General features: G+C 57.1%; 33 protein-coding genes and 4 pseudogenes. 24 read left to right on the top strand and 13 right to left on the bottom strand.

What is annotated here, in order from left to right; all coding sequences use genetic code 11:
- Positions 1-47: 47 nt before the first annotated feature.
- Positions 48-404, bottom strand: a pseudogene (locus AC0JZ4_RS21040) (DUF6428 family protein); the annotation flags it as partial.
- A 42-nt stretch (positions 405-446) separates the two neighbouring features.
- Between AC0JZ4_RS21040 and AC0JZ4_RS21035 the strand changes: the two are divergent.
- Both AC0JZ4_RS21035 and arsK read left to right on the top strand, forming a co-directional pair.
- Positions 447-806 carry an ArsR/SmtB family transcription factor gene (locus AC0JZ4_RS21035; RefSeq protein ID WP_471888433.1) on the top strand — a complete coding sequence of 120 codons (360 nt, stop codon included), beginning with the start codon at positions 447-449 and terminating at the stop codon, positions 804-806.
- The gene (gene arsK, locus AC0JZ4_RS21030; RefSeq protein ID WP_471888432.1) at positions 763-2,001 is read left to right on the top strand and encodes an arsenite efflux MFS transporter ArsK; all 1,239 of its coding nucleotides are present in this window, start codon (positions 763-765) and stop codon (positions 1,999-2,001) included. The genes AC0JZ4_RS21035 and arsK overlap by 44 nt, the downstream gene beginning before the upstream one ends.
- A gap of 4 nt (positions 2,002-2,005) precedes the next feature.
- On the opposite strand, the gene arsH is transcribed toward arsK, so the two are convergent.
- The 6 genes and pseudogenes from arsH to AC0JZ4_RS21000 all read right to left on the bottom strand — a co-directional run bounded on the left by arsH (position 2,006) and on the right by AC0JZ4_RS21000 (position 5,520).
- Positions 2,006-2,695 (bottom strand): arsenical resistance protein ArsH, encoded by a 690-nt coding sequence (gene arsH / locus AC0JZ4_RS21025; protein ID WP_471888431.1) that lies wholly within the window; start codon positions 2,693-2,695, stop codon positions 2,006-2,008.
- Positions 2,696-2,708: 13 nt separating this feature from the next.
- Positions 2,709-3,134, bottom strand: a complete 426-nt coding sequence (arsC, locus tag AC0JZ4_RS21020) for an arsenate reductase (glutaredoxin) (protein ID WP_471888430.1) — start codon at positions 3,132-3,134, stop codon at positions 2,709-2,711.
- 7 nt (positions 3,135-3,141) lie between these two features.
- Positions 3,142-4,194: pseudogene (gene arsB / locus AC0JZ4_RS21015) on the bottom strand (ACR3 family arsenite efflux transporter); the annotation flags it as partial.
- Positions 4,194-4,721, bottom strand: coding sequence for an arsenate reductase ArsC (locus AC0JZ4_RS21010; protein WP_471888429.1), 528 nt, complete (start codon positions 4,719-4,721; stop codon positions 4,194-4,196). The pseudogene arsB and the gene AC0JZ4_RS21010, both read right to left, overlap by 1 nt.
- A gap of 14 nt (positions 4,722-4,735) precedes the next feature.
- The gene (arsN2, locus tag AC0JZ4_RS21005; RefSeq protein ID WP_471888428.1) at positions 4,736-5,173 is read right to left on the bottom strand and encodes an arsenic resistance N-acetyltransferase ArsN2; all 438 of its coding nucleotides are present in this window, start codon (positions 5,171-5,173) and stop codon (positions 4,736-4,738) included.
- Positions 5,167-5,520, bottom strand: coding sequence for an ArsR/SmtB family transcription factor (locus AC0JZ4_RS21000; RefSeq protein WP_471888427.1), 354 nt, complete (start codon positions 5,518-5,520; stop codon positions 5,167-5,169). Before AC0JZ4_RS21000 ends, arsN2 begins: the two co-directional genes overlap by 7 nt.
- A gap of 275 nt (positions 5,521-5,795) precedes the next feature.
- Here AC0JZ4_RS21000 and AC0JZ4_RS20995 point away from each other — a divergent pair.
- From AC0JZ4_RS20995 to AC0JZ4_RS20970, 6 genes and pseudogenes are all read left to right on the top strand, one after another.
- Positions 5,796-6,648 (top strand): annotated as a pseudogene (locus AC0JZ4_RS20995) (alpha/beta hydrolase).
- Between the two features lie 52 nt (positions 6,649-6,700).
- Positions 6,701-6,868, top strand: a complete 168-nt coding sequence (locus AC0JZ4_RS20990) for a hypothetical protein (protein WP_471888426.1) — start codon at positions 6,701-6,703, stop codon at positions 6,866-6,868.
- A 35-nt stretch (positions 6,869-6,903) separates the two neighbouring features.
- Positions 6,904-7,146: a hypothetical protein gene (locus AC0JZ4_RS20985; RefSeq protein WP_471888425.1), complete on the top strand. Its 243-nt coding sequence runs from the start codon at positions 6,904-6,906 to the stop codon at positions 7,144-7,146.
- 529 nt (positions 7,147-7,675) lie between these two features.
- Positions 7,676-8,317 (top strand): outer membrane protein, encoded by a 642-nt coding sequence (locus AC0JZ4_RS20980; RefSeq protein ID WP_471888424.1) that lies wholly within the window; start codon positions 7,676-7,678, stop codon positions 8,315-8,317.
- A 136-nt stretch (positions 8,318-8,453) separates the two neighbouring features.
- Complete coding sequence (locus AC0JZ4_RS20975; RefSeq protein WP_471888423.1) at positions 8,454-8,666, top strand: hypothetical protein; 213 nt, start codon at positions 8,454-8,456, stop codon at positions 8,664-8,666.
- Between the two features lie 214 nt (positions 8,667-8,880).
- Positions 8,881-9,282 (top strand): PAS domain-containing protein, encoded by a 402-nt coding sequence (locus AC0JZ4_RS20970; RefSeq protein WP_471888422.1) that lies wholly within the window; start codon positions 8,881-8,883, stop codon positions 9,280-9,282.
- Here AC0JZ4_RS20970 and AC0JZ4_RS20965 read toward each other — a convergent pair.
- Together AC0JZ4_RS20965 and AC0JZ4_RS20960 are read right to left on the bottom strand one after the other, a co-directional pair.
- Entirely contained in the window at positions 9,279-9,431 is a 153-nt protein-coding gene (locus AC0JZ4_RS20965; protein ID WP_471888421.1) for a hypothetical protein, read from the bottom strand. The two genes, AC0JZ4_RS20970 and AC0JZ4_RS20965, sit on opposite strands and share 4 nt — an antisense overlap.
- Before the next feature lie 137 nt (positions 9,432-9,568).
- Positions 9,569-10,341 (bottom strand): IS5 family transposase gene (locus AC0JZ4_RS20960; protein WP_471888420.1). Its coding sequence is split into 2 segments (ribosomal slippage): positions 9,569-10,005 and positions 10,005-10,341, totalling 774 coding nucleotides; the frame shifts between segments, so codons are not numbered across the junction.
- A 108-nt stretch (positions 10,342-10,449) separates the two neighbouring features.
- Here AC0JZ4_RS20960 and AC0JZ4_RS20955 point away from each other — a divergent pair.
- From AC0JZ4_RS20955 to AC0JZ4_RS20945, 3 genes and pseudogenes are all read left to right on the top strand, one after another.
- Positions 10,450-11,482 (top strand): annotated as a pseudogene (locus AC0JZ4_RS20955) (IS110 family RNA-guided transposase).
- 467 nt (positions 11,483-11,949) lie between these two features.
- Positions 11,950-12,324, top strand: coding sequence for an ArsR/SmtB family transcription factor (locus AC0JZ4_RS20950; RefSeq protein WP_471888419.1), 375 nt, complete (start codon positions 11,950-11,952; stop codon positions 12,322-12,324).
- Between the two features lie 546 nt (positions 12,325-12,870).
- On the top strand, positions 12,871-13,071 hold the full coding sequence (locus AC0JZ4_RS20945) for a hypothetical protein (RefSeq protein WP_471888418.1): 201 nt from the start codon (positions 12,871-12,873) through the stop codon (positions 13,069-13,071).
- Between the two features lie 8 nt (positions 13,072-13,079).
- On the opposite strand, the gene AC0JZ4_RS20940 is transcribed toward AC0JZ4_RS20945, so the two are convergent.
- The 3 genes from AC0JZ4_RS20940 to AC0JZ4_RS20930 form a co-directional block, all read right to left on the bottom strand.
- Positions 13,080-14,078: a sensor histidine kinase gene (locus AC0JZ4_RS20940; protein WP_471888417.1), complete on the bottom strand. Its 999-nt coding sequence runs from the start codon at positions 14,076-14,078 to the stop codon at positions 13,080-13,082.
- 23 nt (positions 14,079-14,101) lie between these two features.
- Entirely contained in the window at positions 14,102-14,317 is a 216-nt protein-coding gene (locus AC0JZ4_RS20935) for a hypothetical protein (protein WP_471888416.1), read from the bottom strand.
- 131 nt (positions 14,318-14,448) lie between these two features.
- Positions 14,449-14,658, bottom strand: coding sequence for a cold-shock protein (locus tag AC0JZ4_RS20930; protein ID WP_471888415.1), 210 nt, complete (start codon positions 14,656-14,658; stop codon positions 14,449-14,451).
- Between the two features lie 495 nt (positions 14,659-15,153).
- Here AC0JZ4_RS20930 and AC0JZ4_RS20925 point away from each other — a divergent pair, with 495 nt between their 5' ends.
- The 8 genes from AC0JZ4_RS20925 (at position 15,154) to AC0JZ4_RS20890 (ending at position 19,321) form a co-directional block, all read left to right on the top strand.
- A complete protein-coding gene (locus tag AC0JZ4_RS20925) occupies positions 15,154-15,600 on the top strand; it encodes a hypothetical protein (protein ID WP_471888414.1) in 447 nt (148 codons plus the stop codon).
- A gap of 22 nt (positions 15,601-15,622) precedes the next feature.
- Positions 15,623-15,934, top strand: a complete 312-nt coding sequence (locus AC0JZ4_RS20920; protein WP_471888413.1) for a hypothetical protein — start codon at positions 15,623-15,625, stop codon at positions 15,932-15,934.
- A gap of 264 nt (positions 15,935-16,198) precedes the next feature.
- Positions 16,199-16,561 (top strand): response regulator, encoded by a 363-nt coding sequence (locus AC0JZ4_RS20915; RefSeq protein WP_471888412.1) that lies wholly within the window; start codon positions 16,199-16,201, stop codon positions 16,559-16,561.
- Between the two features lie 300 nt (positions 16,562-16,861).
- On the top strand, positions 16,862-17,050 hold the full coding sequence (locus tag AC0JZ4_RS20910; RefSeq protein ID WP_471888411.1) for a CsbD family protein: 189 nt from the start codon (positions 16,862-16,864) through the stop codon (positions 17,048-17,050).
- A gap of 369 nt (positions 17,051-17,419) precedes the next feature.
- Complete coding sequence (locus AC0JZ4_RS20905; RefSeq protein WP_471888410.1) at positions 17,420-17,923, top strand: SRPBCC family protein; 504 nt, start codon at positions 17,420-17,422, stop codon at positions 17,921-17,923.
- A 260-nt stretch (positions 17,924-18,183) separates the two neighbouring features.
- A complete protein-coding gene (locus AC0JZ4_RS20900) occupies positions 18,184-18,474 on the top strand; it encodes a hypothetical protein (protein WP_471888409.1) in 291 nt (96 codons plus the stop codon).
- A complete protein-coding gene (locus AC0JZ4_RS20895) occupies positions 18,474-18,740 on the top strand; it encodes a DUF1488 family protein (RefSeq protein WP_471888408.1) in 267 nt (88 codons plus the stop codon). The genes AC0JZ4_RS20900 and AC0JZ4_RS20895 overlap by 1 nt, the downstream gene beginning before the upstream one ends.
- A 344-nt stretch (positions 18,741-19,084) precedes the next feature.
- Positions 19,085-19,321 carry a hypothetical protein gene (locus AC0JZ4_RS20890; RefSeq protein WP_471888407.1) on the top strand — a complete coding sequence of 79 codons (237 nt, stop codon included), beginning with the start codon at positions 19,085-19,087 and terminating at the stop codon, positions 19,319-19,321.
- Positions 19,322-19,445: 124 nt separating this feature from the next.
- Here the strand turns inward: AC0JZ4_RS20890 and AC0JZ4_RS20885 are convergent, their stop codons facing one another.
- Positions 19,446-19,754 (bottom strand): hypothetical protein, encoded by a 309-nt coding sequence (locus tag AC0JZ4_RS20885; protein WP_471888406.1) that lies wholly within the window; start codon positions 19,752-19,754, stop codon positions 19,446-19,448.
- Positions 19,755-19,892: 138 nt separating this feature from the next.
- Between AC0JZ4_RS20885 and AC0JZ4_RS20880 the strand changes: the two genes are divergently transcribed.
- The 5 genes from AC0JZ4_RS20880 to AC0JZ4_RS20860 all read left to right on the top strand — a co-directional run bounded on the left by AC0JZ4_RS20880 (position 19,893) and on the right by AC0JZ4_RS20860 (position 21,765).
- The gene (locus AC0JZ4_RS20880; protein ID WP_471888405.1) at positions 19,893-20,363 is read left to right on the top strand and encodes a hypothetical protein; all 471 of its coding nucleotides are present in this window, start codon (positions 19,893-19,895) and stop codon (positions 20,361-20,363) included.
- A 52-nt stretch (positions 20,364-20,415) separates the two neighbouring features.
- Positions 20,416-20,625 carry a hypothetical protein gene (locus AC0JZ4_RS20875; protein WP_471888404.1) on the top strand — a complete coding sequence of 70 codons (210 nt, stop codon included), beginning with the start codon at positions 20,416-20,418 and terminating at the stop codon, positions 20,623-20,625.
- Positions 20,626-20,673: 48 nt separating this feature from the next.
- Positions 20,674-20,817, top strand: a complete 144-nt coding sequence (locus tag AC0JZ4_RS20870; protein WP_471888403.1) for a hypothetical protein — start codon at positions 20,674-20,676, stop codon at positions 20,815-20,817.
- Positions 20,818-21,039: 222 nt separating this feature from the next.
- Complete coding sequence (locus tag AC0JZ4_RS20865) at positions 21,040-21,543, top strand: YciE/YciF ferroxidase family protein (protein WP_471889055.1); 504 nt, start codon at positions 21,040-21,042, stop codon at positions 21,541-21,543.
- A 54-nt stretch (positions 21,544-21,597) separates the two neighbouring features.
- The gene (locus tag AC0JZ4_RS20860) at positions 21,598-21,765 is read left to right on the top strand and encodes a DUF2934 domain-containing protein (RefSeq protein WP_471888402.1); all 168 of its coding nucleotides are present in this window, start codon (positions 21,598-21,600) and stop codon (positions 21,763-21,765) included.
- Positions 21,766-21,773: the final 8 nt, after the last annotated feature.

Below are 21,773 nucleotides of genomic sequence, written 5' to 3'. Positions count from 1 at the left end.
CAAATCTCGGTGGAAATACCGGGTCAGTTCTCAGTGAAAATCAACAATAGGGCCATCGGCCGCTCTCCGTCGCTGACCTCGAACGTCAGCTTTGCCGTCGGCTCGAGCCGCACATGGTCTGCTACCTTGCGGATGATCGCCGAGAACTTGCCGGCCAGCATGTGGGTCCGACCATCTTCGTCGAAATCCCACAGTTGGACGAAGATCTCTGCCCATGCTTCCGGGTTGGCACCGCAATCGAGCGCCGAAAACATCCCGGCCTTCACCTCGGAGACATGATAGCCAGGCTTGACGGGACTGCCATCATAACTGAACACCAGCGGGGCATCCGGCGCCACCGCGAGCACATCCAGAAGATGGCCGAGACCGATGTCGGTCGAAACTGACTTGTCGATCGCGTTCATGTGGGTTATGCCTCTATCCAATAATTCAAGGATTGTTGAAACATGGATGAACGTCAAGCCCTTTCATCGTTCGCCGCGCTGTCCCAGAAAACGCGCCTCGCCATCGTCCGATCGCTGGTCGTGGCAGGGCCTGAAGGATTGGCCGCCGGCGTGATCGCCGAGCGCATGGGCGTTTCCGCCACGAACGTGTCCTTCCATCTGAAGGAGCTGGAACGGTCGGGGTTGATCTCCCAGCGAAGAGAATCCCGTTCGATCATCTACAGCGCCAGCTACGAGGCGCTTGCCGATCTCGTCAAATTCCTGATGGAAGACTGCTGCGCCGGTCATCCGGCGATCAGGGAGAACGTCGAGCGTGCCGATGACTGCTGCATCCCGGCCGACAAGGGTGACGTCGTTGCCTAATTCGAAAGTCTCGGCTGGGCTCGTCTCGGCGCTCGGCCTGACGCAAATCATCGGCTACGGCACCCTTTATTACAGCTTCAGCATCCTCGCCCCCGGAATGGCGGCGGATCTCGGCTTGTCGTTGGCCGAAGTGTTCGGGGTGTTCTCCGTGTCCCTGTTCATTGGCGGCCTGTCGGCCACCTATATCGGCAAGCAGATGGACCGGATCGGCGCCGCCACGATCATGACCATCGGCTCTGCCCTCGCAGCGCTGACGCTTGCCCTTTGCGCCTGGTCACCCTCGATCGCGACCTTCGCCATCGCTATCATCCTGCTCGAGGTGTCGTCCGGCATGGTCCAGTATCAGGCGGCATTCGCAGCGCTGGTTGAAAGCGATCCCCGCACGGCTTCCCGCAGCATCACCTATCTGACGCTGATCGGCGGTTTTGCCTCGACGATCTTTTGGCCGATCTCCGCGACGCTCACCGGCTATCTGTCCTGGCGGGAGATCTATCTCGTCTTTGCGGCGCTGAACCTGTTTCTCTGCATGCCGCTGCACTTCTGGATCCGAAGCCTTGGAAAAAGGACGGGCGACACGACGACACGACCGCGCGAGACGGTGATCGGCGCGATCCCCCCGCACGCCCGTCGCCGCGCGATGGTGATCGTCTCCACTGCCTTCGCGCTCCTCGGTTTCACGCTCGCCGCGATCCTTGCCCATATGGTGCCGATGCTCGGCTCGATCGGGTTGGGCGCTGCAGCCGTTGTGACCGGCTCGCTGTTCGGCCCGGCGCAGGTTCTGAGCCGTCTGATCAACATGGTTTTTGGGAAGAACCTGGCGCCGCCTGGGCTTGCCGTCCTGTCGGCCGTGCTCATCGTCTTCGGCGTCCTGATCCTGCTGATGACAGGCAACTGGCTGCCAGGCGCAGTTGCCTTCGCCATTTGCCTTGGACTCGGTTCCGGCATCAACAGCATCGCGCAGGGGAGCCTGCCGCTTTATCTGTTCGGATCGGACGGATATGGCGCAATCACCGGCAATATGGCGGCGGCCCGTCTGGCGGTCGGCGCCGGCGCGCCCTTTGTGTTTGCTGCGGCCATGGAAAATATCGGACTGAGCGTTGCCCTCGTGGCAAACGCATGCCTCGGGGCGATCAGCATCGCGGCATTCGTCGCGGTGGCAGCATCCTGCCGGCAGACTGCCACCGCGACGGTTTGATCCGTCAGACCGACTTGAGCGAGACCCGCTTCTCCAACTCGGCCGCCTCTTCCTTCCGCTCGCTATAGCGGTCGGTCAGGTAGGACGAGGCATCGCGGGTCATGATGGTGAACTTCACCAGTTCCTCGCAGACGTCGACGACGCGGTCGTAATAGGATGACGGCTTCATCCGGCCATCGGCATCGAATTCCTGAAACGCCTTCGCAACGCTGCTCTGATTGGGAATAGTGATCATCCGCATCCAGCGGCCGAGAATGCGCAACTGGTTCACGGCGTTAAAAGACTGGCTGCCGCCGGAAACCTCCATCACCGCCAGCGTTTTGCCCTGGGTGGGGCGGACGGAGCCGAGCGACAGTGGAATCCAGTCGATCTGCGCTTTCATGATGCCTGTCATCGCGCCGTGGCGCTCCGGGCTGATCCAGACTTGGCCCTCCGACCACTGGGTTGCTTCGCGCAGCTCCTGAACCTTGGGATGGCTGACGGGTGCTTCATCTGGAAGCGGCAGCCCGGCCGGATCGAATATCCGCACCTCGCATCCGAGGCGTTCGAGCAGCCGACGGACTTCAAAAGCAAGGTGACGGCTATAAGACACTTCCCGAAGAGATCCATAGAGGATCAGGATTCTCGGTTTATGCGTCGAGAATGCTGGCCGCAGCGATTCTGGCGCGATCGGCTGAAGATGGTCGTCGTGCATTGCGGGAAATGTGTCAGACAATGCGCTTTCCTTCCTGGTCGAGGACCTGCTCGCCGTCTTCCTTGGTGAACGGTCCCTTGAAGGCGTCTGCCGGCAGGATGTCGAGCACGACCTCCGAGGGGCGGGCAAGCCTGGTGCCAAGCGGCGTGACGACGAGCGGCCGGTTGATCAGGATCGGGGTAGCGATCATCGCGTCCAGCAACTGCTCATCCGTCAGGCCCGGCTTGTCGAGGCCGAGTTCCGCATAGGGCGTGCCCTTCTCGCGGATCGCTTTGCGGACCGTAAGGCCGGCATCTGCGATCATCTTCGTGAGCTGCTCGCGCGATGGCGGGTTTTGCAGGTATTCGATGACGGTGGGCTCGATTCCGGCGGCGCGGATCAGCGCCAACGTGTTCCGAGACGTGCCGCAGGCCGGATTGTGATAGATGGTGGCGTCCATGGTCAGGTCTTTCCGTGATGGTGTTGCGGGAGACGGCCGGGGATGCCTCATACCAACCCTTCGAGCGGTTCACGATCCAGACGACCGACAGCATCACAGGCACCTCAATCAGGACACCGACGACGGTGGCGAGTGCCGCGCCCGACTGAAATCCGAAAAGGCTAATGGCGGCGGCAACCGCAAGTTCGAAGAAGTTGCTGGCACCGATGAGCGCTGACGGCCCGGCGACGCAATGGCGCTCGCCTGCCATGCGATTCAAAAGATAGGCCAGTCCAGAGTTCAGATAGACCTGGATCAGGATCGGCACGGCCAGCAAGGCGATGATGGCCGGCTGGGCGATGATCTGCTCGCCTTGGAAGGCGAACAGGAGCACTAGCGTGGCGAGGAGCGCGATGAGCGACATCGGCTGGAGCTTCGCAAGCAAGCGGTCGAGTGCGCCCATCGTGCCGTCGGCCGTCAGGTAGCTCCGCAGCATCTGGGCGACGATGACGGGAACCACGATGTAGAGCGCGACCGACAGGGCAAGCGTCGCCCAGGGCACGGTGATGGCCGATAGGCCGAGCAGCAGGCCGACGATCGGCGCAAAGGCGACGACCATGATCGCGTCGTTCAAAGCCACCTGCGAGAGCGTGAACAGCGGCTCGCCCCGTGTCAGGTTCGACCAGACGAAGACCATAGCTGTGCAGGGGGCTGCAGCCAGAATGATCAGGCCTGCGATATAGGAGTCGATCTGGTCCGCCGGCAGATAGGGCCGGAAAAGCCAGCCAACGAACAGCCATCCCAGCAAAGCCATCGAAAACGGCTTGATCGCCCAGTTGATGATCAGCGTGACCCCGATCCCGCGCCAATAGGAGCCGACCTGCGCCAGCGACCGGAAATCGATCTTCAGCAGCATCGGAATGATCATCAGCCAGATCAGGATCGCGACGGGGATATTGACCTTGGCGATCTCGGCGCTGCCGATGATCTGGAAGACGCCGGGCATCAGGTGGCCAAGGGCAACGCCGACGGCTATACAGAGGAAGACCCAGATGGTCAGGTATCGTTCGAAGGTGGACATCAGGCTGACTTTCCGCGTGGTGACGTCGAACCCTCCATCGCGCCGATCTGGCGGAGTTTTGTCTCCAGCGCCAGTCGATCGATGGACGCGAGCGGCAGGTTAACGAATGCGAGGACCCGGTTCTTGAGGAAGCGGGCCGCCTGCGCGAAGGCGCGCTGCTTGTCGATATCCAGGCCGGAAACCGCGGCCGGATCTTCGACGCCCCAGTGGGCGGTCATAGGATGTCCAATCCACACGGGGCAGGCCTCGCCGGCGGCGCTGTCGCAAACCGTGAAGATGAAATCCATCTCCGGCGCGGCAGGTGCCGCGAACACGTCCCAGCTTTTCGAAGATAAGCCGGTCGATTGATAGCCGAGCGTTGCCAATTCCTTCAGGGCATAAGGGTTGACCTCGCCCCTCGGCTGGCTGCCGGCGGAATAGGCCTTGAACCGGCCGCCGCCCTCCTTGTTTAGGATGGATTCGGCGAGAATGGAGCGCGCGGAATTGCCCGTGCAGAGGAACAGCACGTTGTAAGTCTTGTCAGTCATGGTCGTGGTCCGTGTTAGGTCGGAGGCCTGTTGAGCTTCATGATGGTCGCCGACGATGGGCAGATGGAGGAAAGCTGACGGGTCGCGAGCACGGCGGCCGGCACTTCGGTCCGCGGCACCTCTGAAAACCCGAGGCTCGAGAAGAACGACGTGGCGCTCGTCGTAGCGAGGAAGACATCGCCATCGACGTCTCGCAGCGTTGCCTCGACGATGGCTCGGCCGAACCCATGACTCCGATGTGCCGGCAGAACGACAACAGACCGCAGCAGGTAATCGCCGGCGCAGCGCTCGAGGCCGGCATATCCGATCGTTTGGCCGTCGCCTGAGACTGCTTCGAAGAAGGCGCGGTCCTCGTCTTCAATATCATCGGTCGGGAGATCTGCGGCACGAAGCGCTTCGCGAAGACGAGCGTCGCTACCGGCCACTTCGTGCAATGCGATCGCGCTCAACATGGCTTTGCTCCCGGCGCGCAACATGGCGTCAGTTCTGCGATCAGGGGAGCGCAAAGCTCCGTCGAACCGCCGCAGCAGTCCTTGAGTAGGAACAGCGTCAGGTCGCGAAAACCATCAAGATCAGCCCGATATATGATCGATCGGCTCTGGCGCTCGCTCTTAACCAGTCCGGCACGGGACAAAGTCGCAAGATGCGCCGACATCGTGTTCTGCGGGACATCGAGGAGCCGGGCGAGCTCGCCAGCCGGAATTCCATCCGGTTCGTGCCGCACGAGCAACCGAAATGTCTCGAGGCGGGTGTTTTGTGCCAAGGCCGCGAGGGCCGCTATCGCGCTGATATTTTCCATGTATCCAGAATAATGGATATATTGAAGTTGTCAATCCTCCAACACCGGACTGTTATTCGCTCTTGAGTAGATTCGAACTGTCGACCTAAGCCGATATCGATATGTAGAAAAGGGAAACCAAATATTTGCTCAGACTGGGGCACTTAAGCAAAGCTCTTGATATGAAATGAACCGGTGCGCGATACTTCGCCTAGCTTGCATTGAACAAGTGAGCACTGGCCTTGCGCCACACCAACCGCTGGTCTAGCAACAGCCAAAGTCTGGCTGGAGGCTAAATGTCTGACACCCCAAAATCCTATGTAATGCCGGGGACGGTTCAATTCGATATCGCGCCTTCTCGTGGGGGTGAACCCTATCGCATTTTCCTTTACGTGCCGTCAGGGGAGCCACCCTCGCAAGGCTGGCCACTTCTAATGACAACCGATGGCAACGCCACCTTCCCCTTCGCCGTGGCCAGCCTTATGACACAGGCCCCATATCCCGGCGGCACGAATGTCGGCTGGGGCGTCATTGCTGCGATCGGATATCCCTCGGATGAGCCGTACAATGCAATGCGGCGCGCGTGGGATCTCGGACCACCGCCGGTGAAATCCTATCCACCTTATGTCGAGGGTGGGCCGCCGGTCCGTATCGGTGGAACCAGGGAACTGCTGGACTTCATCGAACATGAAGTCATCCCGCGGCTGTCCAGCATGGTTCGCCTCGATCCGGCGCGACGCTCGCTGTTCGGCCACTCGTTTGGAGGGCTTTTCACCCTCTATTCCCTTTTCGAACGCCCTGCGCTGTTTGCCAACTGGATAGCAGCAAGCCCGTCCATTCTGGGAAAACAGCGAAATTCTCAACAACGAGTCACGTCGCCGGACGGTACCGGGGAACGCACCGTTTCTCCACCTCAGCGCCGGAGAATATGAAGGCGATACGCTTGCGCCATTCCAACAGCGCAACAAGGATGCCGCATCTCGCCGCGAGCAGATGAAAGCGGCCAGAACGGCGGCGCTCGCAAACGAGATGGCCGACCGCCTCGACGGCTCTCATGACGGCATTCGCACGGAGTTTGAAGTTTATGCCGGAGAGACGCACATGACGGTCATCGGCCCAGCCGTAACCATGACCAACGCGAGGCTCTGAGAGCCACCCTTACATTATGAAGCGTCATCGTTTCCTTCTGAAGGAAATGAAAATGACTCATACAGAAACCCTCGTCTACGACCGCAAAGCCCGTGACGAGTTTTTTGCCAACTACGACAAAATCATCAAGTGGTGCAAAGAGTACGGCTTTCTGAAAGCCGCGATGGACCACGCCCAGAACAAGAAGCGGCTACTGGAATACGTCAGCGCGCTCGATTGATAGATAAATGACATAAAAATAGGAGAGAACACACAATGACTGATATTGAATTCCGCGTCTCAACCGCGACCAAACACAAAGCATCTGCCATCGATTTGCGGACTCAAGCCATGGCTAGTGATAGCAATGCGACCGCCCTCGAATGGGTGAACAGAGTCGAATTCCTAGCTGAAGAGGCTATTAAAAATTACCTGCGAGGCGAAATCGACAAGGGCGACGAACTGTTTCGCGCTAGCTCCGAGGCGCTTGAAAAAGCATCTGCTGCGCTGGCGGCATAAATCAAGCGGCTCCTGCATACTTGGCGTTCGGCGGCTTCGGCTTCCGAACCCTATTCGTTTCGCCGGAACCAACTCCTCCCCACTGCATTCTATCCACGCTGCTTGTCCCCGCAGCCAATAAGGCCCGGTGCGCCGCCCCGTCCCCCGTCGACCACCGGGCCTCCCCTTTCCTACAAAAACGTGCGATGATCGTTAGAGTAATGATCGGCGCGATCTGCATCGACAGCCATGACCAAGATTACAGTGAGTCCGCTCAATAAGCTTATGAAGCTCGTGAGAGTGCACCAGTTACTGTGCGCAGCACGGGGCATTGACCCAACCTCAGAAGATGCTCTTGAGATCGTCGATAGACTGATTGACGAATTCGACGGGTCGGAGGACGAAGCCCTTATCCGCAGACGCTTCGTGAACTGAGCCTATGGTCTCATTCGCACTATCTTTAAACAACTGAGATTGTTGCCGAAATACTACAGACTAATGTCTACCCCTACTCTACCTATCGGTTGTAAAGTCATGGAGTAGACTAAAAATGTTCAAGGTTCTTACAATCACCGCGTTTGCGCTCAGCGCCTCTACCGCAGCTTACGCTGCCGATGCTGTTGAGATGATCCCGGATGCCCCGGCTGCGGTTGAGACGTCTGTGTTCTCGTGGGACGGCGCGTATGTCGGTATCGCTGGGGGCTTCGGTTGGGGTCAGGCTGACTTCAGCGCAGGCGGTGGAAGCATCGACGAAGACTTCAACGGCGGCATTGCTGGCGCTTACATTGGCTACAACTGGCAGCTCAGCAACGGCTTCGTTCTCGGTATCGAAGGCGACGTTGACTACAACTGGAACGAAGAGAAGAACGTGCTCGGCGTTACTGACCTCGACGCTGGCTCGGATTGGGCAGGCTCGGTTCGTGGTCGCGTCGGTTACGCATTCGATCGCACGCTCGTTTACGCTGCTGGCGGCTGGACTGCAACGAACGCTTACGTCGAGACCCCGGTCGGCGACGATGAAGACACCTTCCATGGTTGGACCGTCGGCGCTGGTGTAGACTTCGCAGTCACCGACAACGTTATCCTGCGTGGCGAATATCGTTACAACGACTTCGGGGACAAGGACGTCGACGTCCTCAACATCGACCTCGACCAGCACGTCGTAAAGGCTGGTATCGCGATCAAGTTCTAATACTCGATCTCCAGTCGAGCGAAAGGGCCTCCATAGAGAGGCCCTTTTTTATGTCCCGTGCCAACGAGCGATTACAACTTCTCGCACGTTTCAGGTAGCGCCTGTTCTGCTACTAATGGCGAAAATGGGGCGAAAAATGTACTCTATAGCTTTTGAAGCGATCGAGCCGTCACACTTAGCAACACTAAAAAATGTGCTTGAAGAAACGCGACTCGATCGCGGCATCGATAACGCCGATCCACGACTGCAAGACTTGGCGCGAGAACTATTCGATTTATGGCTGGCTGGTTTTCGCGGCACAGACGAGCTGAAAGCTATGCTGAAGCCGCTGGATAGCCACCTAATCTAGTGCGAAACCCGCGACTTCAATCGGGCGTTTGTCAGCAGCTCATAGTTTGCGGCGAAGGTGCCAAGCTAACTCACTCAGATAGCACTCAGCCATGAGCATTCAACTCATTTTCAGGACGTAAAACTGATCACAAAGACTTGCGAATCACCGCTTGGAACGTGTCAAAGTTTAAGGACTTAAGCTTCAATTCTTCATAAACGAAGGGGTTGATGTAATGCGGTCTGCCGTTCAAAGCAATTTGATCTTGCCGAAGATTGGACTGTTCACTTGGGTAGTGCCTGACAACTTGCTTTTTGCTGACGAAACATATGCTGAGATATACGATCTTGACCCCGATGAACTAACGAAAGGCATGGAGATCGAGCGCATAATCGCCTGTCTTTTGAATGAAGACAAAGAGCGCGCCGCTCGCGCTACACATGCATCGATATTGAATGGTCGCTTTGGCACAATTGATTATAGGGTGACGGTCAATGGACGCCTGAAGCAGGTGTCAGCGTATGGTAGATGTCTACGTGATCCTGACGGAGTCCCATCGTTTTTCACCGGCGGCGTTGCAGTCAATCATTCGTTTCGAGCCGACAACAACATTCCTGCGATTAATCGCGACCACTAGATTTTATCTTCGTGGTGCCGGATGAACTTTGAAAGCTTCGAAAGAACGCTTTCTACGTTCGCTCGTCTCTGATCGGGTGTCATCTCTACTTTACCGCCGGTGCGCTTCAGCCCGGCGATAAGTTTTTGTAACGCCTGCACCTCACCCACGGAGCAACACCTTTCCAACAGAATGCCGCTCCCCTTAATGTCGGCACAGAATGCGAGATGTATACATATCGCGGAACAATCTGGCAAAGGTATGTGCACAAATGAAAGGCAAGTCGAATGGATGTGCAATGCTGGACTTAGGACACGGACTCATTAGCTGATGCAATCCATATCCTCGTCGCCGCAAGTTTGAGGGCGGCGAGGTAATTGTCAGCGCGCCGGTCATATCTCGTCGCAAGGCCCCGCATCTGCTTGATACGGTTGAAGAACCGTTCCACGAGATTGCGCTGACGGTAGACCCAGCGGCTGAAGCTGAATGTCTGCTTTCGATTGGCCTTTGCGGGGATATTCGCCCAGCATTTGTGTTGCTTGGCAAAGTTTCGAATTGCATCGGTGTCGTATGCCTTGTCGGCAAGGATCGTCGCGCCGGGTTGTAGGTCGCTCAACAGTTTTTCAGCCATGGGTGAATCGGCAGCTTGGCCAGCGGTGAGTTCCAGCCGAACCGGTCTGCCGCCTGCATCGACAAGAGCATGTATTTTTGTCGTCAGGCCGCCACGAGAACGTCCCATGCAAGGATCGGCAGAGCCCCCTTTTTAGCGTTGGCACCATGCTGGTGAACGCGAACACAAGAACTGTCGATCATCACGATGTCTCCATCGTAACGCTTTGAAACCGCGTCCAGAAGACGATCCCAGACGCCCGCCTTGCGCCAGCGGGAAAACCGATTGTAAAGCGTCGTGCGTGGGCCATAACGCTCCGGCACATCTCGCCAGGACGAACCAGTCCTGAAACGCCAAAGGATGCCGTCGATCACCCGGCGGTCATCGACGCGTTCAACACCACGGCTATTGCTCGGCAGCAGTGGTGCGATGACGGCCCATTCTTCGTCGCTCAATTCGTGACGGCGCATGGCAATCTCCTTTCTGGGAGATTGATGGTGTGGAACGGCCCTTCGAACCGGCATCAAGGATGCCTATTGTGGGGACGCTAATCACCACACTTTTGAAGGAACCGTTCCATGGAGAAGATTACCACAATCGGTTTTGACTTAGCCAAGTCGATCTTTCAGGTCCATGCCGTGACTGGAGATGGAAAAGTCGCGGTTCGCCGTTCCTTGAGGCGTTCGCAGGTGCTTGATTTTTTCCGCTCCATCGAGCCTTGCCTGATCGGTATCGAAGCTTGCGGCACCGCCCACTATTGGGCGAACGCGATCGGAGCATTCGGTCATACGGTTCGTCTGATGCCACCTGCCTATGTGAAAGCTTACGTGAAAAGAAATAAAACGGACGCCGCAGATGCAGAGGCCATATGTGAGGCGGTGACGCGTCCGACAATGCGCTTCGTACCCGTTAAATCCGCAGAAGAACAAGCCGCCGGTATGGTTTTGAAGACGCGAGAGTTGCTAGTCCGGCAGCGCAGCCAGATGTCAAATGCCATGCGCTCCCACATGGCCGAACTTGGCATCATTGCCGCAACCGGGATGCCCAGCATCGCCAAGCTCGTTGTCATCGTACGTGACGAAGAGGATCATCGACTTCCCCCTTCAGCTCGGGTGGCGCTTTTGGAAATGGCTGAGCAAATCGAAATCTTGACGGAGAGGATCGAAAAGCTCGACAGCAAGATTGTCGCCGCAGTGAAAGCAGATGATGCCGCTCGCCGTCTGACAACGATCCCAGGCGTCGGGCCCATCATTGCAGCGACTGTCCGGGCTTCAGTTCCCGACCCCGCAGGCTTTCGGACAGGGCGCGACTTGGCTGCCTGGATTGGCATCACGCCAAGAGCGAACTCCAGCGGGGGGAAAAGAGCGGCTTGGTAAAATATCGAAACGTGGCAACAAACAGTTGAGGACATTGTTAGTTGTTGGCGCGACGTCGATCCTGAAGCAGGCTCGACGAGGAGCGAAACTACCAGCCTGGATCGCCTCTGTGCTGGAGCGGAGGCCCTATAAGGTCGCAGCAGTAGCGCTGGCTAACAAAATAGCGCGTACGATATGGGCGCTTCTCGTGAAAGGTGGGACATATCAGACTCCGGCGATCATGATGAAAGCGTAGACGGGATTCTCGGCGTCAGGCGTCGGGATAGCGGCAAGGTACAACAGCGTGATGAACCAACGGAACGCAACCTCAATATCGATCAGACCGTGTGATTCAGGGCGCCGTAGTGCGCGTGAGATTGATTAGGCGATCGACATTGCGGACTTCATCGTGGCCAGCGGTCTATACCGCATCAACAGGCCGAACATATGAATGCACCGTCCGATGGAGACTTACGAGGAAAACACCTTGCTAACCGGGCCGTTCCACATATGAATCACACACCGTCAATAAGATGAACCCCGTTTATGGGGACACTGCCTAAAACACTTATGTTGCATATGCTCACGATAGGTGAGACTGTGTATGCCTCGCCGCTCAGCTGCGGCCATTCTCGAGAACAGCGGTTCTCGATGGCGCTTTCGTATATCCCGCAGACGTGCCTGTCCCATGATGGGGAGGATGTTGTGCGCCCGGAGCTACCAATGCCGACAACCATACACTCGGAGACCTTCCTGGCGAAGGCGGCCGAACTGCTGTCCGCCATGGCCAACCACAAGCGAATGCTGATACTGGATATCATCAGCAAGGAGGAGGTTTCAGTCGGCTCGCTTGCCGTCATGACGGAGCTCAGCCAATCGGCCCTTTCGCAACATCTCGGGAAGCTCAGGGGTGCGAGCCTGGTACAGACCAGACGGGACGCACAAACAATCTTCTACAGATGCGACTCGGTAGGGGTCATACAAGTGCTTGGAACGCTTTCGTGCATCTTCGGCAAACCTCAAAGAACATCCGAAATTGTCGACATCGCGGACCGGAAACTTTCATCGGCTAGCACTTTATCGTTGCTCCCTGCATGACCTCCCATCAGTCAGTCTACAACCTCATGAGGACGCGATGGGATTAGTCGCAGTCGACTTCACAGTGCGTTGGAAGTCCCCCGTCTATGTCGGCGATGGCCCGCTTTTGACCAAGACAATCTCGGGTCCCGCGGACGCCCTGCGGCATATGAAAACCCTGAGCCATAGGTCCGGTCCGATATACTGGCGCGCTTTCGATCTCTGTCAGCACGCCCTCACCAACGGTGTTCATCCCGAAATCTCCCGGTCTCATTTCATAGCCGCTTGCGCGGATGCAGATGCGAGACGGCTAGAGGAAGACTGACCCACGTCGTTGAGAAGGATGTCGGATCGCCCCGAAGAGCACACGGTTTGTAACGCGAAATTGCAACCTCGTATGTTTGCAGCTTCCTGGATTGGTCCGCTCTTGAAGGGATCAGAACCTTCGACCCGGTTATTTGAGGAGCGCTAACGCGCTGAATTCGCTCAGCGGCGCGAAGGTGATCAATGCTCTGAAAGACGCCGGCTTCGAAGTCATGTAGGCCAGGACGGCGGACGAAACTCTAGATGTTCGGCGAGCAAGCCATCCACTTCCTGTTCACTAACGTCCAGATGCGGGTTATGGCGACCGCGGTAGCTCTTGCCCATGAGGTTGCCGCTCGATTTTTGGAGGCTGGCATCATCGGCGCTTCTGGCCGCATCCCACCAACGGAAATCGAGCTCCCGTCCTCGGCAGACGCCGATGCAAGACGAATGAATGACGATTAGATCAACAGTCAGACGGAGAGACGGTTCCCATCGATGGTCAGCGTCACTTGAGCTCCGCTCAGTGTCCAGTTGTATGCTATCGTCCCACCCAGATGAGCGGACATCGTTCGCTTGAGCAGTCGGCTGCCATACCCGCCGTTCCCATCAGGAGCGACGACCTCCGGACCGCCCTGCTCTGTCCATGTCAAAACCACGTCCTCGCCGGCATTTTTGCCCGAGAGATCCAGCGTCCCAGTCGCTGACGATAATGCACCGTACTTCAGCGAATTGGTCGCGAGCTCGTGAATGACCAACGCCAGCCCTGTTGCCGCGCCTTCACCGACGCCCATGCGCGGAACCGCCACTCTGATGCGCCCAGAAAACGCAGCGGTCTCCTCGTATGGCGCAAGCAGGATCGTAATTAGATCTCCAAGCAGCGCCGCCTTCCCCTGATCTCCAGGTAATGGTCGAACAAGGTCATGGGCGCGCCCTAGCGCGGTCAGGCGCTGGGTTAGCTGGGAGGTCATATCCGTTATCGAGCTTGCGGACCGCGAGGTAATCTGCGTGAGGCCGGTTGCGATGGCGAGCAGGTTCTTCACCCGGTGGCTCATTTCACCTGCAAGAAGCTCGTGTCCTTCTTCCGCCTGCTTACGAGATGTCACGTCGAGAAAAATCCCGGTCATTGATCGGGCCAAGATGTCTTCGTCGTTTCCTTGTCCGCGCGCCGATACCCAGCGGATATCGGGGCCACATAGTATTCGAAAATCGATCTCATAAAGTCCAACGACCGCACGTGTTGCGATGAATGCCGCTCTTACTTGGTCCCGGTCAGCCGGGTGTATTTTTTCCGACAGATCCTCAAAGGACAGGGTGCCATCAATCCTGACGTCCCAAAGTTCGTACCCGCGTCGATCCATCACGAACGCGTCGGTATCGACATTCCATGTCCACAAAGCCACCCCCGCAGCCTTTATGGCGCGCTGGAGTTGACTTGAATTCCACTCTGCGTTTTCGTCGTGATCCGGCAATGCCTAAACCTTCCATCTCAGTCCTAGCGGCCGCCCGAGATCATACCGTCGGAATCTTTTGAAATGTTGTGTGCTTCCTTCGCCATGCGCGCCCCTCGTAAGCGCGTGGTTTTCGCCTCGCGCGCCTGGACAACTGGGTCCACTCCCTCGACTGCATGATTACGAGCGAGAAACTGCGATTGGGTATGACTGAAGGCGATTTCTGCCTGCTGCCGGGGTTTGGAATAGGTCTCTGTCATGGATAGGATCCTGTGGAGGGTGCGCACTCAGCGTAAGCAACAAAAAAGCCAGGCTATTCGCCTGGCCTCTTAGCTAACTCGGTCTCGTCAGTGCCAGTACATCCGTGGTCAAGAACGAAACCGCTTTAAAATCAGGCAGCCTGAAGGTTGCAGGCCGACATCTTGCCCGACTTCACGTCGCGCTCGAGTTCGTAACCGAGTTTCTGACCTTCAATGATCTCGCGCATTCCGGCGCGTTCCACGGCCGAGATATGGACGAAAGCGTCAGCGCCGCCGTTGTCAGGCTGAATGAAGCCAAAGCCCTTGGTGGAGTTGAACCATTTTACTGTGCCTGTGGTCATGATGATGATCCCTTTCAAAGCAGGATTGATCGACCGCGAAACCTGCGTTGCGCGGATGGAGATAGCGATGTTTTTGAAAGGAAGGTTCGTTCAAAACGCGGTGCTAATCGCGCGGTAACCAAAGCTTAGCAAGCAAAAGATCGATAAAACCAAAACTAGAGACAATGCGCACAAAGTCAACCTTTAGTTTCAGCGCGCCATTGAAGCCCGGGCGCGATGCGCCATATCAACGATACGAGCGGATCTTACGGCATCACTATTAAGGATCCTCGGTTTCGCAAATCGTTCCAGTCGCGGATATTTGCAGCCTGCATGGTGGGGTTTGGTGGGCTATGGCGTCCTGCGCGACAGACCGGTTCGCGCAGCAATTGTTGGCATGTCCGCGTATCGCGAGTGCCCAACCACTTTCGACCGATGTCTCCGCAACTCTTATCTTAGTTGCGCAGTTAGGGTCGTGACCAGTGCTGCCTGCGGCAGCAGAAGGAACCACCAGATATGAGCGAAATCAAAGAGTTTTCCGTAAGCGCCAACGGCGATCGTTGGTCTTTGGATATGAGCGGCGGCGAGACAGTTGTCCTCCATATGGGGAACGAACCATCCGGAGGGCATGAGAGCAGGACGCCGCTCGCCGATTTCCTGAAGGATCGAGCAGGAAAACCCGAACACGCAGCGCTCCTGCAGGTTCTCGGTCAATCACAGGATGAAGTCGAGCATCAGCTCGGCGAAGACGACGTGGAGACCCTATCCCACCAGATTGCCGTGGAGTATTTGCGTCTGGGCGGGCGCCATCTTGCGAAAGTGGACGACAATATCGTCAGCACCCGGAGCTGGGAGGTCGAGCCTGCGGAAGCAGCGGAGTTCTGGGAGGCGCAGGTTGAGCCACTGGATGAAAAAGCCCAGCGCGAGATCATCCTCCATCTTCCTTCCATCAGCGACCGCTGAATCCGAAAAGAGGAGACCGAATATGACAGACGAACACAAAGATCTTGGAAGCGATGCGTCGCGGACAGATCCCGAGACGGCCGATAGCGCGCGCGAACAACTAAAGAGGCAAGCCGAACGAGGTATCGAAAAAGCGATGCGCGGCGACGCCTCAACCGGCTCCGACGATCATCCTGAGCAAGACCCAGCAGAAGGGTCTCGTGAAACCGTGGAACGTGACCGCGCCCGAATAGACAAGGCTGGACAGTCGCACGCCGAAACCGTCACGGCCGAGCCGACCACCAAAGGATCTTCACCAGGGGCCGAAGCCGCCGAGCCCTCGCCTGAGCGGTGATTGTTTGTGGAAAGCAAACTCCGGAGCGATATGAGTTCGAAATGCGGAGCGGCCGATTATCACTGATCGGCCGCTTCGCTTTGAGTGGCACCCTCATCTCCTCCCCAACCTGGTCCGTGGAGTTGGCTCCGGAGGGGCCTCATCATCCACGATCTGTTCTGACGACTACGCCACAACTCTGTGGACCAGCTAGGGAACCGATATCGCCGTGACCAGTTCTGAGCGTACGATACCGTACGAAGTAACCGATGGGCGTTACCATTTATGCCGAGTGCTGAGACCATTCTTGTCGTTGAGGACGATCCTGTCTCACGGTTCCTGCTGGTCGAGGAACTTGAAGAGGCGGGATACGAAGTATTTGAAGCCGACAATGCTGCAAAAGCGATCGGCGTTCTGGAAACACAGCCTGATATTCGTCTCATGCTCACCGACATTGACCTGTTTTCCGAGGCCGAAGGTGTTGAACTTGCCAAATTGGTTCGAGACCGTTGGCCGCCCATAAGGATCATCCTCACCTCGGGTAACTGGTCGTTTGAGCAGCAAGAGCTGACATTCGCTGAGCGTTTCATCCCAAAGCCTCATGCGCCGGGAGCACTGCTGGACAGCATCAAATCATGCCTCGTCTGACGGACGGATATACATGGGCATCCCCAAAAGCTACGATGATTGAGCTTAGGCGCGACCTTGGCCGCGAATCGCGCGCCATCTCATAGGAGGTCGTGAAAAAAGCAGCTAACGTTCAGCCTTAGCCGCGTTCCCATTTGAGATTGATGCCCTGCTCCGGCTTGGCATCTGGAACGAAGAGCGGGCTAAAGTGTTCTCTACTCAAGCGGATCGTGAAGCGGTCAACTGGTGGACTTTCCCGGCGTTCTGACCGGATAGCGACTCGGTAGTCTGTGCGTTTCCGTCCTAAGAGGAGATCGAAAAATGGGTTCTACCGCTGATAAAGTTTCTGGAAAAGCCAACGAGCTCACCGGCAAGGCGAAGCAGGCTGTTGGTGATGCAACCGGCAGCCATAAGCTTCAGGCTAAAGGCGCTGCGCAGGAAGCCAAGGGCGACATGCAGCAGGCCAAAGGCGATGCCAAAGACGCGGTAAAGAAAGCCGTGGGCAAATAGCCTCGCCTTCGCTGAGACAGTAAAACGGCCCGCCTTTGGCGGGCTTTTTCGTGCAGTTGCGACATGACGTAAAGCTGGAAGTATCCAGCAGAGAGATTAGTGTGGTTCAAGGGGCGGTGTTCCGTGCGAAAACGGTGTTCCATGAGGCGGCATATGATGCGTGCGAATAGGAAAGCTCTTGAACAGATTCGGGCCACTGTTATCCTTTAGAAAAGTCTAAGCGTCTGAGTTTGCAGGAATATATACCGCGTCAGTGGACTTGACGGTTGAAAGCTCCCGAGCACCTAAGGCTACTGTACGGTTTTAAAGGCTCGCGAGGCCTGAATTGCACCTGCAAAAATTATCCGGGAAATAAAAAGAAAGGGAGACATGAACGGACAAGCGGAACTTGCGGGTAGTAATCAGAACCGCGTCTATGTTAGCCGCATAGGAGATTGCGAACTTGTCGTAACCTGGATTTTCAACGCGCCGCCGAGCTTGGTTTACAGGGCTTGGAGCCAGCCTGATCTTTTCCAGCTCTGGTGGGTGCCGAAATCCGCTTCCGGCGTTTCGCTTGTATCGTGTGGCATGGACGTCCGCACCGGCGGAAAGTACAGGCTGGAATTCGGCGCCGGTGGTTCGGACACCATGGCTTTCTACGGCAAGTATCTCGAAGTGACGCCGAATGAGCGCATCGTCTGGACCAACGACGAAGGCGAAGAAGGTGCGGTCACCACCGTGTCCTTCTCGGACCAGGGCGACAAGACGCTACTGAGCTTCCACGAAGTCTACCCATCCAAAGAGACGCTTGAGAAAGCCATGCTCGGTTCTGCTTCAGCACTACCGGAACAGCTCGAACAACTCGCAGCATTGCTTTCCATCAATGCCGGGTAGCTGGCGACAAACAGGCCCGCGAATTCCATGTTGTTGAAAGCCCAGCCCCACCTGCTCTCCGGCAGGTCAGATGCGTGAGGCTGCAATTCGAATGCGACGAGCGACCCAGCCTCCTTCTTATCGCGGTTTCGCTGGCGATCAATTACCACGACCCAGCCTTGTAATCGAATATAAATGCACGACTTACAGTGTAGTGACGGCATGTCTTCAGGGCGCTGTCGCCAAGGGTGCAGAACCTTGCCCCAACAAAGGAGGACAGCATGTCTTCCAATCCAGCAGCAATCACGCAGATCGAAAAAGCCGGCTTCAAGCTGATCCGGGACGTCTTGAGGACCGCCGGCCTTCGGGGTGTGGAAGCCGAGGCGAGTTCCGACATGAAGCGCGACGCACTGATTTTTCTCACCTCCGAATTTCGCGATGGGGTCAGGACCAAAGCCAGCCTTTTGGAAGCGCTCACGCGGCGGAGCCGACCTTCAACGGTCGGCGCCCGGTTCGGACGCTCGTCGAAGGAAGACGCCATCGACCGGTGGCGGGATGAAGGTGGCCGTTGATGGGCGTCAGGTTTCCAAATGAAGCTCGGAGTTTTGATGACAAGAACCGATGCGTCCGATTCAGTGGCTATGACGGAATGTTCGAGGTAAAGTTCTATCTGGCGACCGAGGTACTCGCCTGTGAGAAATCGCACCGGAATGCCAGCGAGAGCGACTATCTGACCTCCTTCGACGCGTTGCGGCCCAGAATTCTGAAAGTGGCCGCGAGTGCTTACTCGAAAGCGCAAATAAGTGCCATCTCCCTGAGCTTACAGGATTTCCGTTGAGCAGAGTGTCTTCCTAAAGGATATGATCATGCGTCAGCCAAGCATTCCAGGAACCAGAGTACCGAGCACAGGAAAAATGGTTCTCGTCAGCGACTTCGCCAGACGGTTTCGGCTCGATCGGGTCGAGGAGAATAGATTGCGGAAGCTCCTCGGTCCGATCGCCAAGGAAATTGACCTCCTCAGAAACGCAGGCCGATAGGCGAGGAGCGGTGGTTTCGCCCTTTCGGGATCGGTCGCATGTCCACTCTGGTAGCCGTGGGCTTTGATGACCCTACAGTGCCTCGTTACTGTTATCGCCCCTCCGACCCGATGGGTTGTCCGTGTTGTCGAAAAGGATCACGGTCATGAAAACCACCACGAAAAGCATCACCATCCTTCAACCTTTCCAGCTTGCAGGCATGCGTGAACCGCATGCGCCTGGTACGTTCGAGCTGCAGATCGATGAATATCCGATCGATGTTGTGTGGGAGGCCTACCATCGGACGATGACGCTAGTCTTGAGCTCGAATGGCCTGACCGAAATGTGGCCGATATCTGACGAGGTACTTCAAAGAATTTCAGGTGTCATTTCGCCGCCTTGAGCGGATTCGAACCGACGACCCATAGTTGGATCGCAATAAACTACCGAGGTTTCTGGTTTTTCATCTTCAACGCATTGATGTGCAAACGAGTGGGGCCAGCACTATGGCGGCCCCACAAAACTTTTCAGCGTGCAGACACGCGGATCGGGCCCGCGTCACCGAGGCTGCGTTGAACAGCCGCAATCTGGTCGGAAGCGATATCAGCCGAGACCTCGATTTCCCCTTCGAGCGCGGCGTCATTGCGTGATCGGCAATCGTGCGACGCGTCGCCACCGGAAGGCTTGGAGCCCGTTGTGTTTCGATCGGTCGCAGACTGGATTAAGATGTCCGGGCGCGAAATCCCGTGTTGCTGCACCAGGTGCTCGACGGCAAGGTCTGCTGCTTCGCGCGTATCAAACGTAGCGCGGATGGTGGTGGTGCTATCGTCAGCCATGAGGCTCGCTCCTGTTTCCTGAGGTCACAGCTACAAACGCGGGGAAGAGCGGCTGGTTTCGTTGACCGACGATGATTGAAACAAACGGAACCTTACGCCTCAGCAAGTGTTCGTGGATGCAACCCAGGAGGAACACCAATGACCCCGCCGAAATCCCCCGCAGTCGAAGCTCTTGATCAAGAGCAAGCCCGGCAGTCCCGTGAAGTTGGATCTGAACTGGAGGATGGTCTCAAGGCCACATTCCCGGCTTCCGACCCGGTCTCGGCGACAACAGCCTCAACTCCGACCGGAATCGCGCCGTCTCCTTCCCAGGAGGCTAGCTTTGGCTCGGACGCGCCGCTCGTCGATAAGGCTCTGGCCGCGACAAGGGAGCCGGAGCAGACTGATGGGACCACATTTGCATCTTCCCGCGAAGAGCTCGAAGCTCTGAAGGCGGAGGTAGCGCGCCTGCGCGAGAGCGCCAGCGAGATCGGCTCGGCAACATTGCGCGTCGCGAAGGCGCAGGCCTCTGATGTCCTCGTTGACCTGAAGGAGCGCATCCGTCGCAAGCCATTGCCGGCGGTTGGTATCGCCGCCGTCATCGGCTTCGTCTGGGGCATGACGCGTTGATGTGACCTTAAGTAGCCCAGACCGTTCAATGTGAACCCAAATGGAGGAAAAAATGGCCAATCCGGAAGACGATGCAAAAGGTCAATACGCGCCGTCCCAGGCGGATCCACATGCATCAGGCGTCCATAGCGCTAAGCCAACTGTAATCACCGGATCCGAGGACGCGACGGAGCATAAGGTCCCGCCGGGTCAAAAAGGCCCCGAAAAGGATTGGGACATCAATTTCAATCCATCGGAGAGCAGCAAGGATACAAAGCGCTAGGATACGAATGGGGTTCCGAAACGATCTGACCGAAAGGACGAGCCCACTATGACTGAAGACAAGACCGATCCGACCAGTGACGCCGCCCGCAGCGATCCCGCAGTCGCGGACAAAGATCGCGAAAAGCTGGAGAAAGCGGCTGAGGATGGGTTGCGTGACGCCAAAGGCAAGCTACCAAAGAGTGAAGTCTAGGCCTCATCCGAACCGGAAAGCGTCTGCTTTTGACAGGCCGAGCTCAGCCTCTCGGCCCTTCGCCATCCTACTAAGCAACGACCAGAAGCAATGGGTTTTGTACGACAACGTACCGTAGACACAGCGTCCCTATTACGACGGAACAACGTCTGCGAGATCACGTTATCGGCCCGCACACGGCAGGGCATCGAAGTGCCCGGCTTCCCGTAACTCAGGAGAACTATCATGGCAGAGAAGACACTGGACGACCTGTTTCTCGACACGCTCAAGGATATCTACTACGCCGAGAAGCAGATCCTGAAGGCATTGCCGAAAATGGCCCGCGCCTCACAGTCCGAGGAAGGCAAGGCGGCCTTTCTGAAGCACAAGGAGCAGACAGAAGGCCAAATCGAACGCCTACAGCAGGTATTTGAACTGATCGGCAAGCCAGCACGCGGCAAGACCTGTGAAGCCATCCAAGGGATTATCTCGGAGGCCGAGGAGATCATGGACGAGTTCAAGGGGTCTGTTGCTCTGGACGCCGGCCTAATTTCATCCGCGCAGGCCGTCGAGCACTATGAGATTGCCCGCTACGGCACGTTGAAAAGCTGGGCGAAACAGCTTGGCCTGACCGAAGTCGTCGAGCTGCTAGATGCAACCTTGCAGGAAGAGCTCGAGACCGATCAGCTTTTGACCCAGCTCGGCGAAACATCGGCAAACCCCAAGGGTTCGAAGAAGGCCGCGTAATGTAACCGGGGCCGCGCAGGAAAGCGCGGTCCCGCTGCAGCTAAGGGAGGAAGCATGGAAACCGAACGCGACGACTGGGTTGCCCGAAGGGCATACGAACTTTGGGAACTGGCCGGAAACCCAGATGGGCAGGAGCACGAGCACTGGGCGCAGGCAAGCGCTGAATGGGACGAGAAACGTGCCACCTCGCGGAGCGGCTCCTGGGACGACGAAGCCGAATAAGCCGTGAA

The organism is [Rhizobium] kunmingense (assembly GCF_977018605.1).
Note: the sequence above shows the minus strand (reverse complement) of the source record. Positions and strands in the feature narration are given on the sequence as shown.

Coding starts and splice junctions, on each gene's coding strand:
- AC0JZ4_RS21000 (WP_471888427.1), bottom strand. CDS start 5,520: ATGGAAAATATCAGCGCGATAGCGGCCCTCGCGGCCTTGGCACAAAAC.
- AC0JZ4_RS20950 (WP_471888419.1), top strand. CDS start 11,950: ATGCCGACAACCATACACTCGGAGACCTTCCTGGCGAAGGCGGCCGAA.
- arsN2 (WP_471888428.1), bottom strand. CDS start 5,173: ATGTTGAGCGCGATCGCATTGCACGAAGTGGCCGGTAGCGACGCTCGT.
- AC0JZ4_RS20930 (WP_471888415.1), bottom strand. CDS start 14,658: ATGACCACAGGCACAGTAAAATGGTTCAACTCCACCAAGGGCTTTGGC.
- AC0JZ4_RS20885 (WP_471888406.1), bottom strand. CDS start 19,754: ATGGCTGACGATAGCACCACCACCATCCGCGCTACGTTTGATACGCGC.
- arsC (WP_471888430.1), bottom strand. CDS start 3,134: ATGGACGCCACCATCTATCACAATCCGGCCTGCGGCACGTCTCGGAAC.
- AC0JZ4_RS20935 (WP_471888416.1), bottom strand. CDS start 14,317: ATGACAGAGACCTATTCCAAACCCCGGCAGCAGGCAGAAATCGCCTTC.
- AC0JZ4_RS20915 (WP_471888412.1), top strand. CDS start 16,199: ATGCCGAGTGCTGAGACCATTCTTGTCGTTGAGGACGATCCTGTCTCA.
- AC0JZ4_RS20875 (WP_471888404.1), top strand. CDS start 20,416: ATGGCCAATCCGGAAGACGATGCAAAAGGTCAATACGCGCCGTCCCAG.
- AC0JZ4_RS20970 (WP_471888422.1), top strand. CDS start 8,881: ATGCGGTCTGCCGTTCAAAGCAATTTGATCTTGCCGAAGATTGGACTG.
- AC0JZ4_RS20920 (WP_471888413.1), top strand. CDS start 15,623: ATGACAGACGAACACAAAGATCTTGGAAGCGATGCGTCGCGGACAGAT.
- arsH (WP_471888431.1), bottom strand. CDS start 2,695: ATGCACGACGACCATCTTCAGCCGATCGCGCCAGAATCGCTGCGGCCA.
- AC0JZ4_RS21010 (WP_471888429.1), bottom strand. CDS start 4,721: ATGACTGACAAGACTTACAACGTGCTGTTCCTCTGCACGGGCAATTCC.
- AC0JZ4_RS20905 (WP_471888410.1), top strand. CDS start 17,420: ATGAACGGACAAGCGGAACTTGCGGGTAGTAATCAGAACCGCGTCTAT.
- AC0JZ4_RS20870 (WP_471888403.1), top strand. CDS start 20,674: ATGACTGAAGACAAGACCGATCCGACCAGTGACGCCGCCCGCAGCGAT.
- AC0JZ4_RS20990 (WP_471888426.1), top strand. CDS start 6,701: ATGACTCATACAGAAACCCTCGTCTACGACCGCAAAGCCCGTGACGAG.
- AC0JZ4_RS20945 (WP_471888418.1), top strand. CDS start 12,871: ATGTTCGGCGAGCAAGCCATCCACTTCCTGTTCACTAACGTCCAGATG.
- AC0JZ4_RS20910 (WP_471888411.1), top strand. CDS start 16,862: ATGGGTTCTACCGCTGATAAAGTTTCTGGAAAAGCCAACGAGCTCACC.
- AC0JZ4_RS20985 (WP_471888425.1), top strand. CDS start 6,904: ATGACTGATATTGAATTCCGCGTCTCAACCGCGACCAAACACAAAGCA.
- AC0JZ4_RS21035 (WP_471888433.1), top strand. CDS start 447: ATGGATGAACGTCAAGCCCTTTCATCGTTCGCCGCGCTGTCCCAGAAA.
- AC0JZ4_RS20890 (WP_471888407.1), top strand. CDS start 19,085: ATGAAAACCACCACGAAAAGCATCACCATCCTTCAACCTTTCCAGCTT.
- AC0JZ4_RS20975 (WP_471888423.1), top strand. CDS start 8,454: ATGTACTCTATAGCTTTTGAAGCGATCGAGCCGTCACACTTAGCAACA.
- arsK (WP_471888432.1), top strand. CDS start 763: ATGACTGCTGCATCCCGGCCGACAAGGGTGACGTCGTTGCCTAATTCG.
- AC0JZ4_RS20895 (WP_471888408.1), top strand. CDS start 18,474: ATGGGCGTCAGGTTTCCAAATGAAGCTCGGAGTTTTGATGACAAGAAC.
- AC0JZ4_RS20925 (WP_471888414.1), top strand. CDS start 15,154: ATGAGCGAAATCAAAGAGTTTTCCGTAAGCGCCAACGGCGATCGTTGG.
- AC0JZ4_RS20880 (WP_471888405.1), top strand. CDS start 19,893: ATGACCCCGCCGAAATCCCCCGCAGTCGAAGCTCTTGATCAAGAGCAA.
- AC0JZ4_RS20900 (WP_471888409.1), top strand. CDS start 18,184: ATGTCTTCCAATCCAGCAGCAATCACGCAGATCGAAAAAGCCGGCTTC.
- AC0JZ4_RS20980 (WP_471888424.1), top strand. CDS start 7,676: ATGTTCAAGGTTCTTACAATCACCGCGTTTGCGCTCAGCGCCTCTACC.
- AC0JZ4_RS20860 (WP_471888402.1), top strand. CDS start 21,598: ATGGAAACCGAACGCGACGACTGGGTTGCCCGAAGGGCATACGAACTT.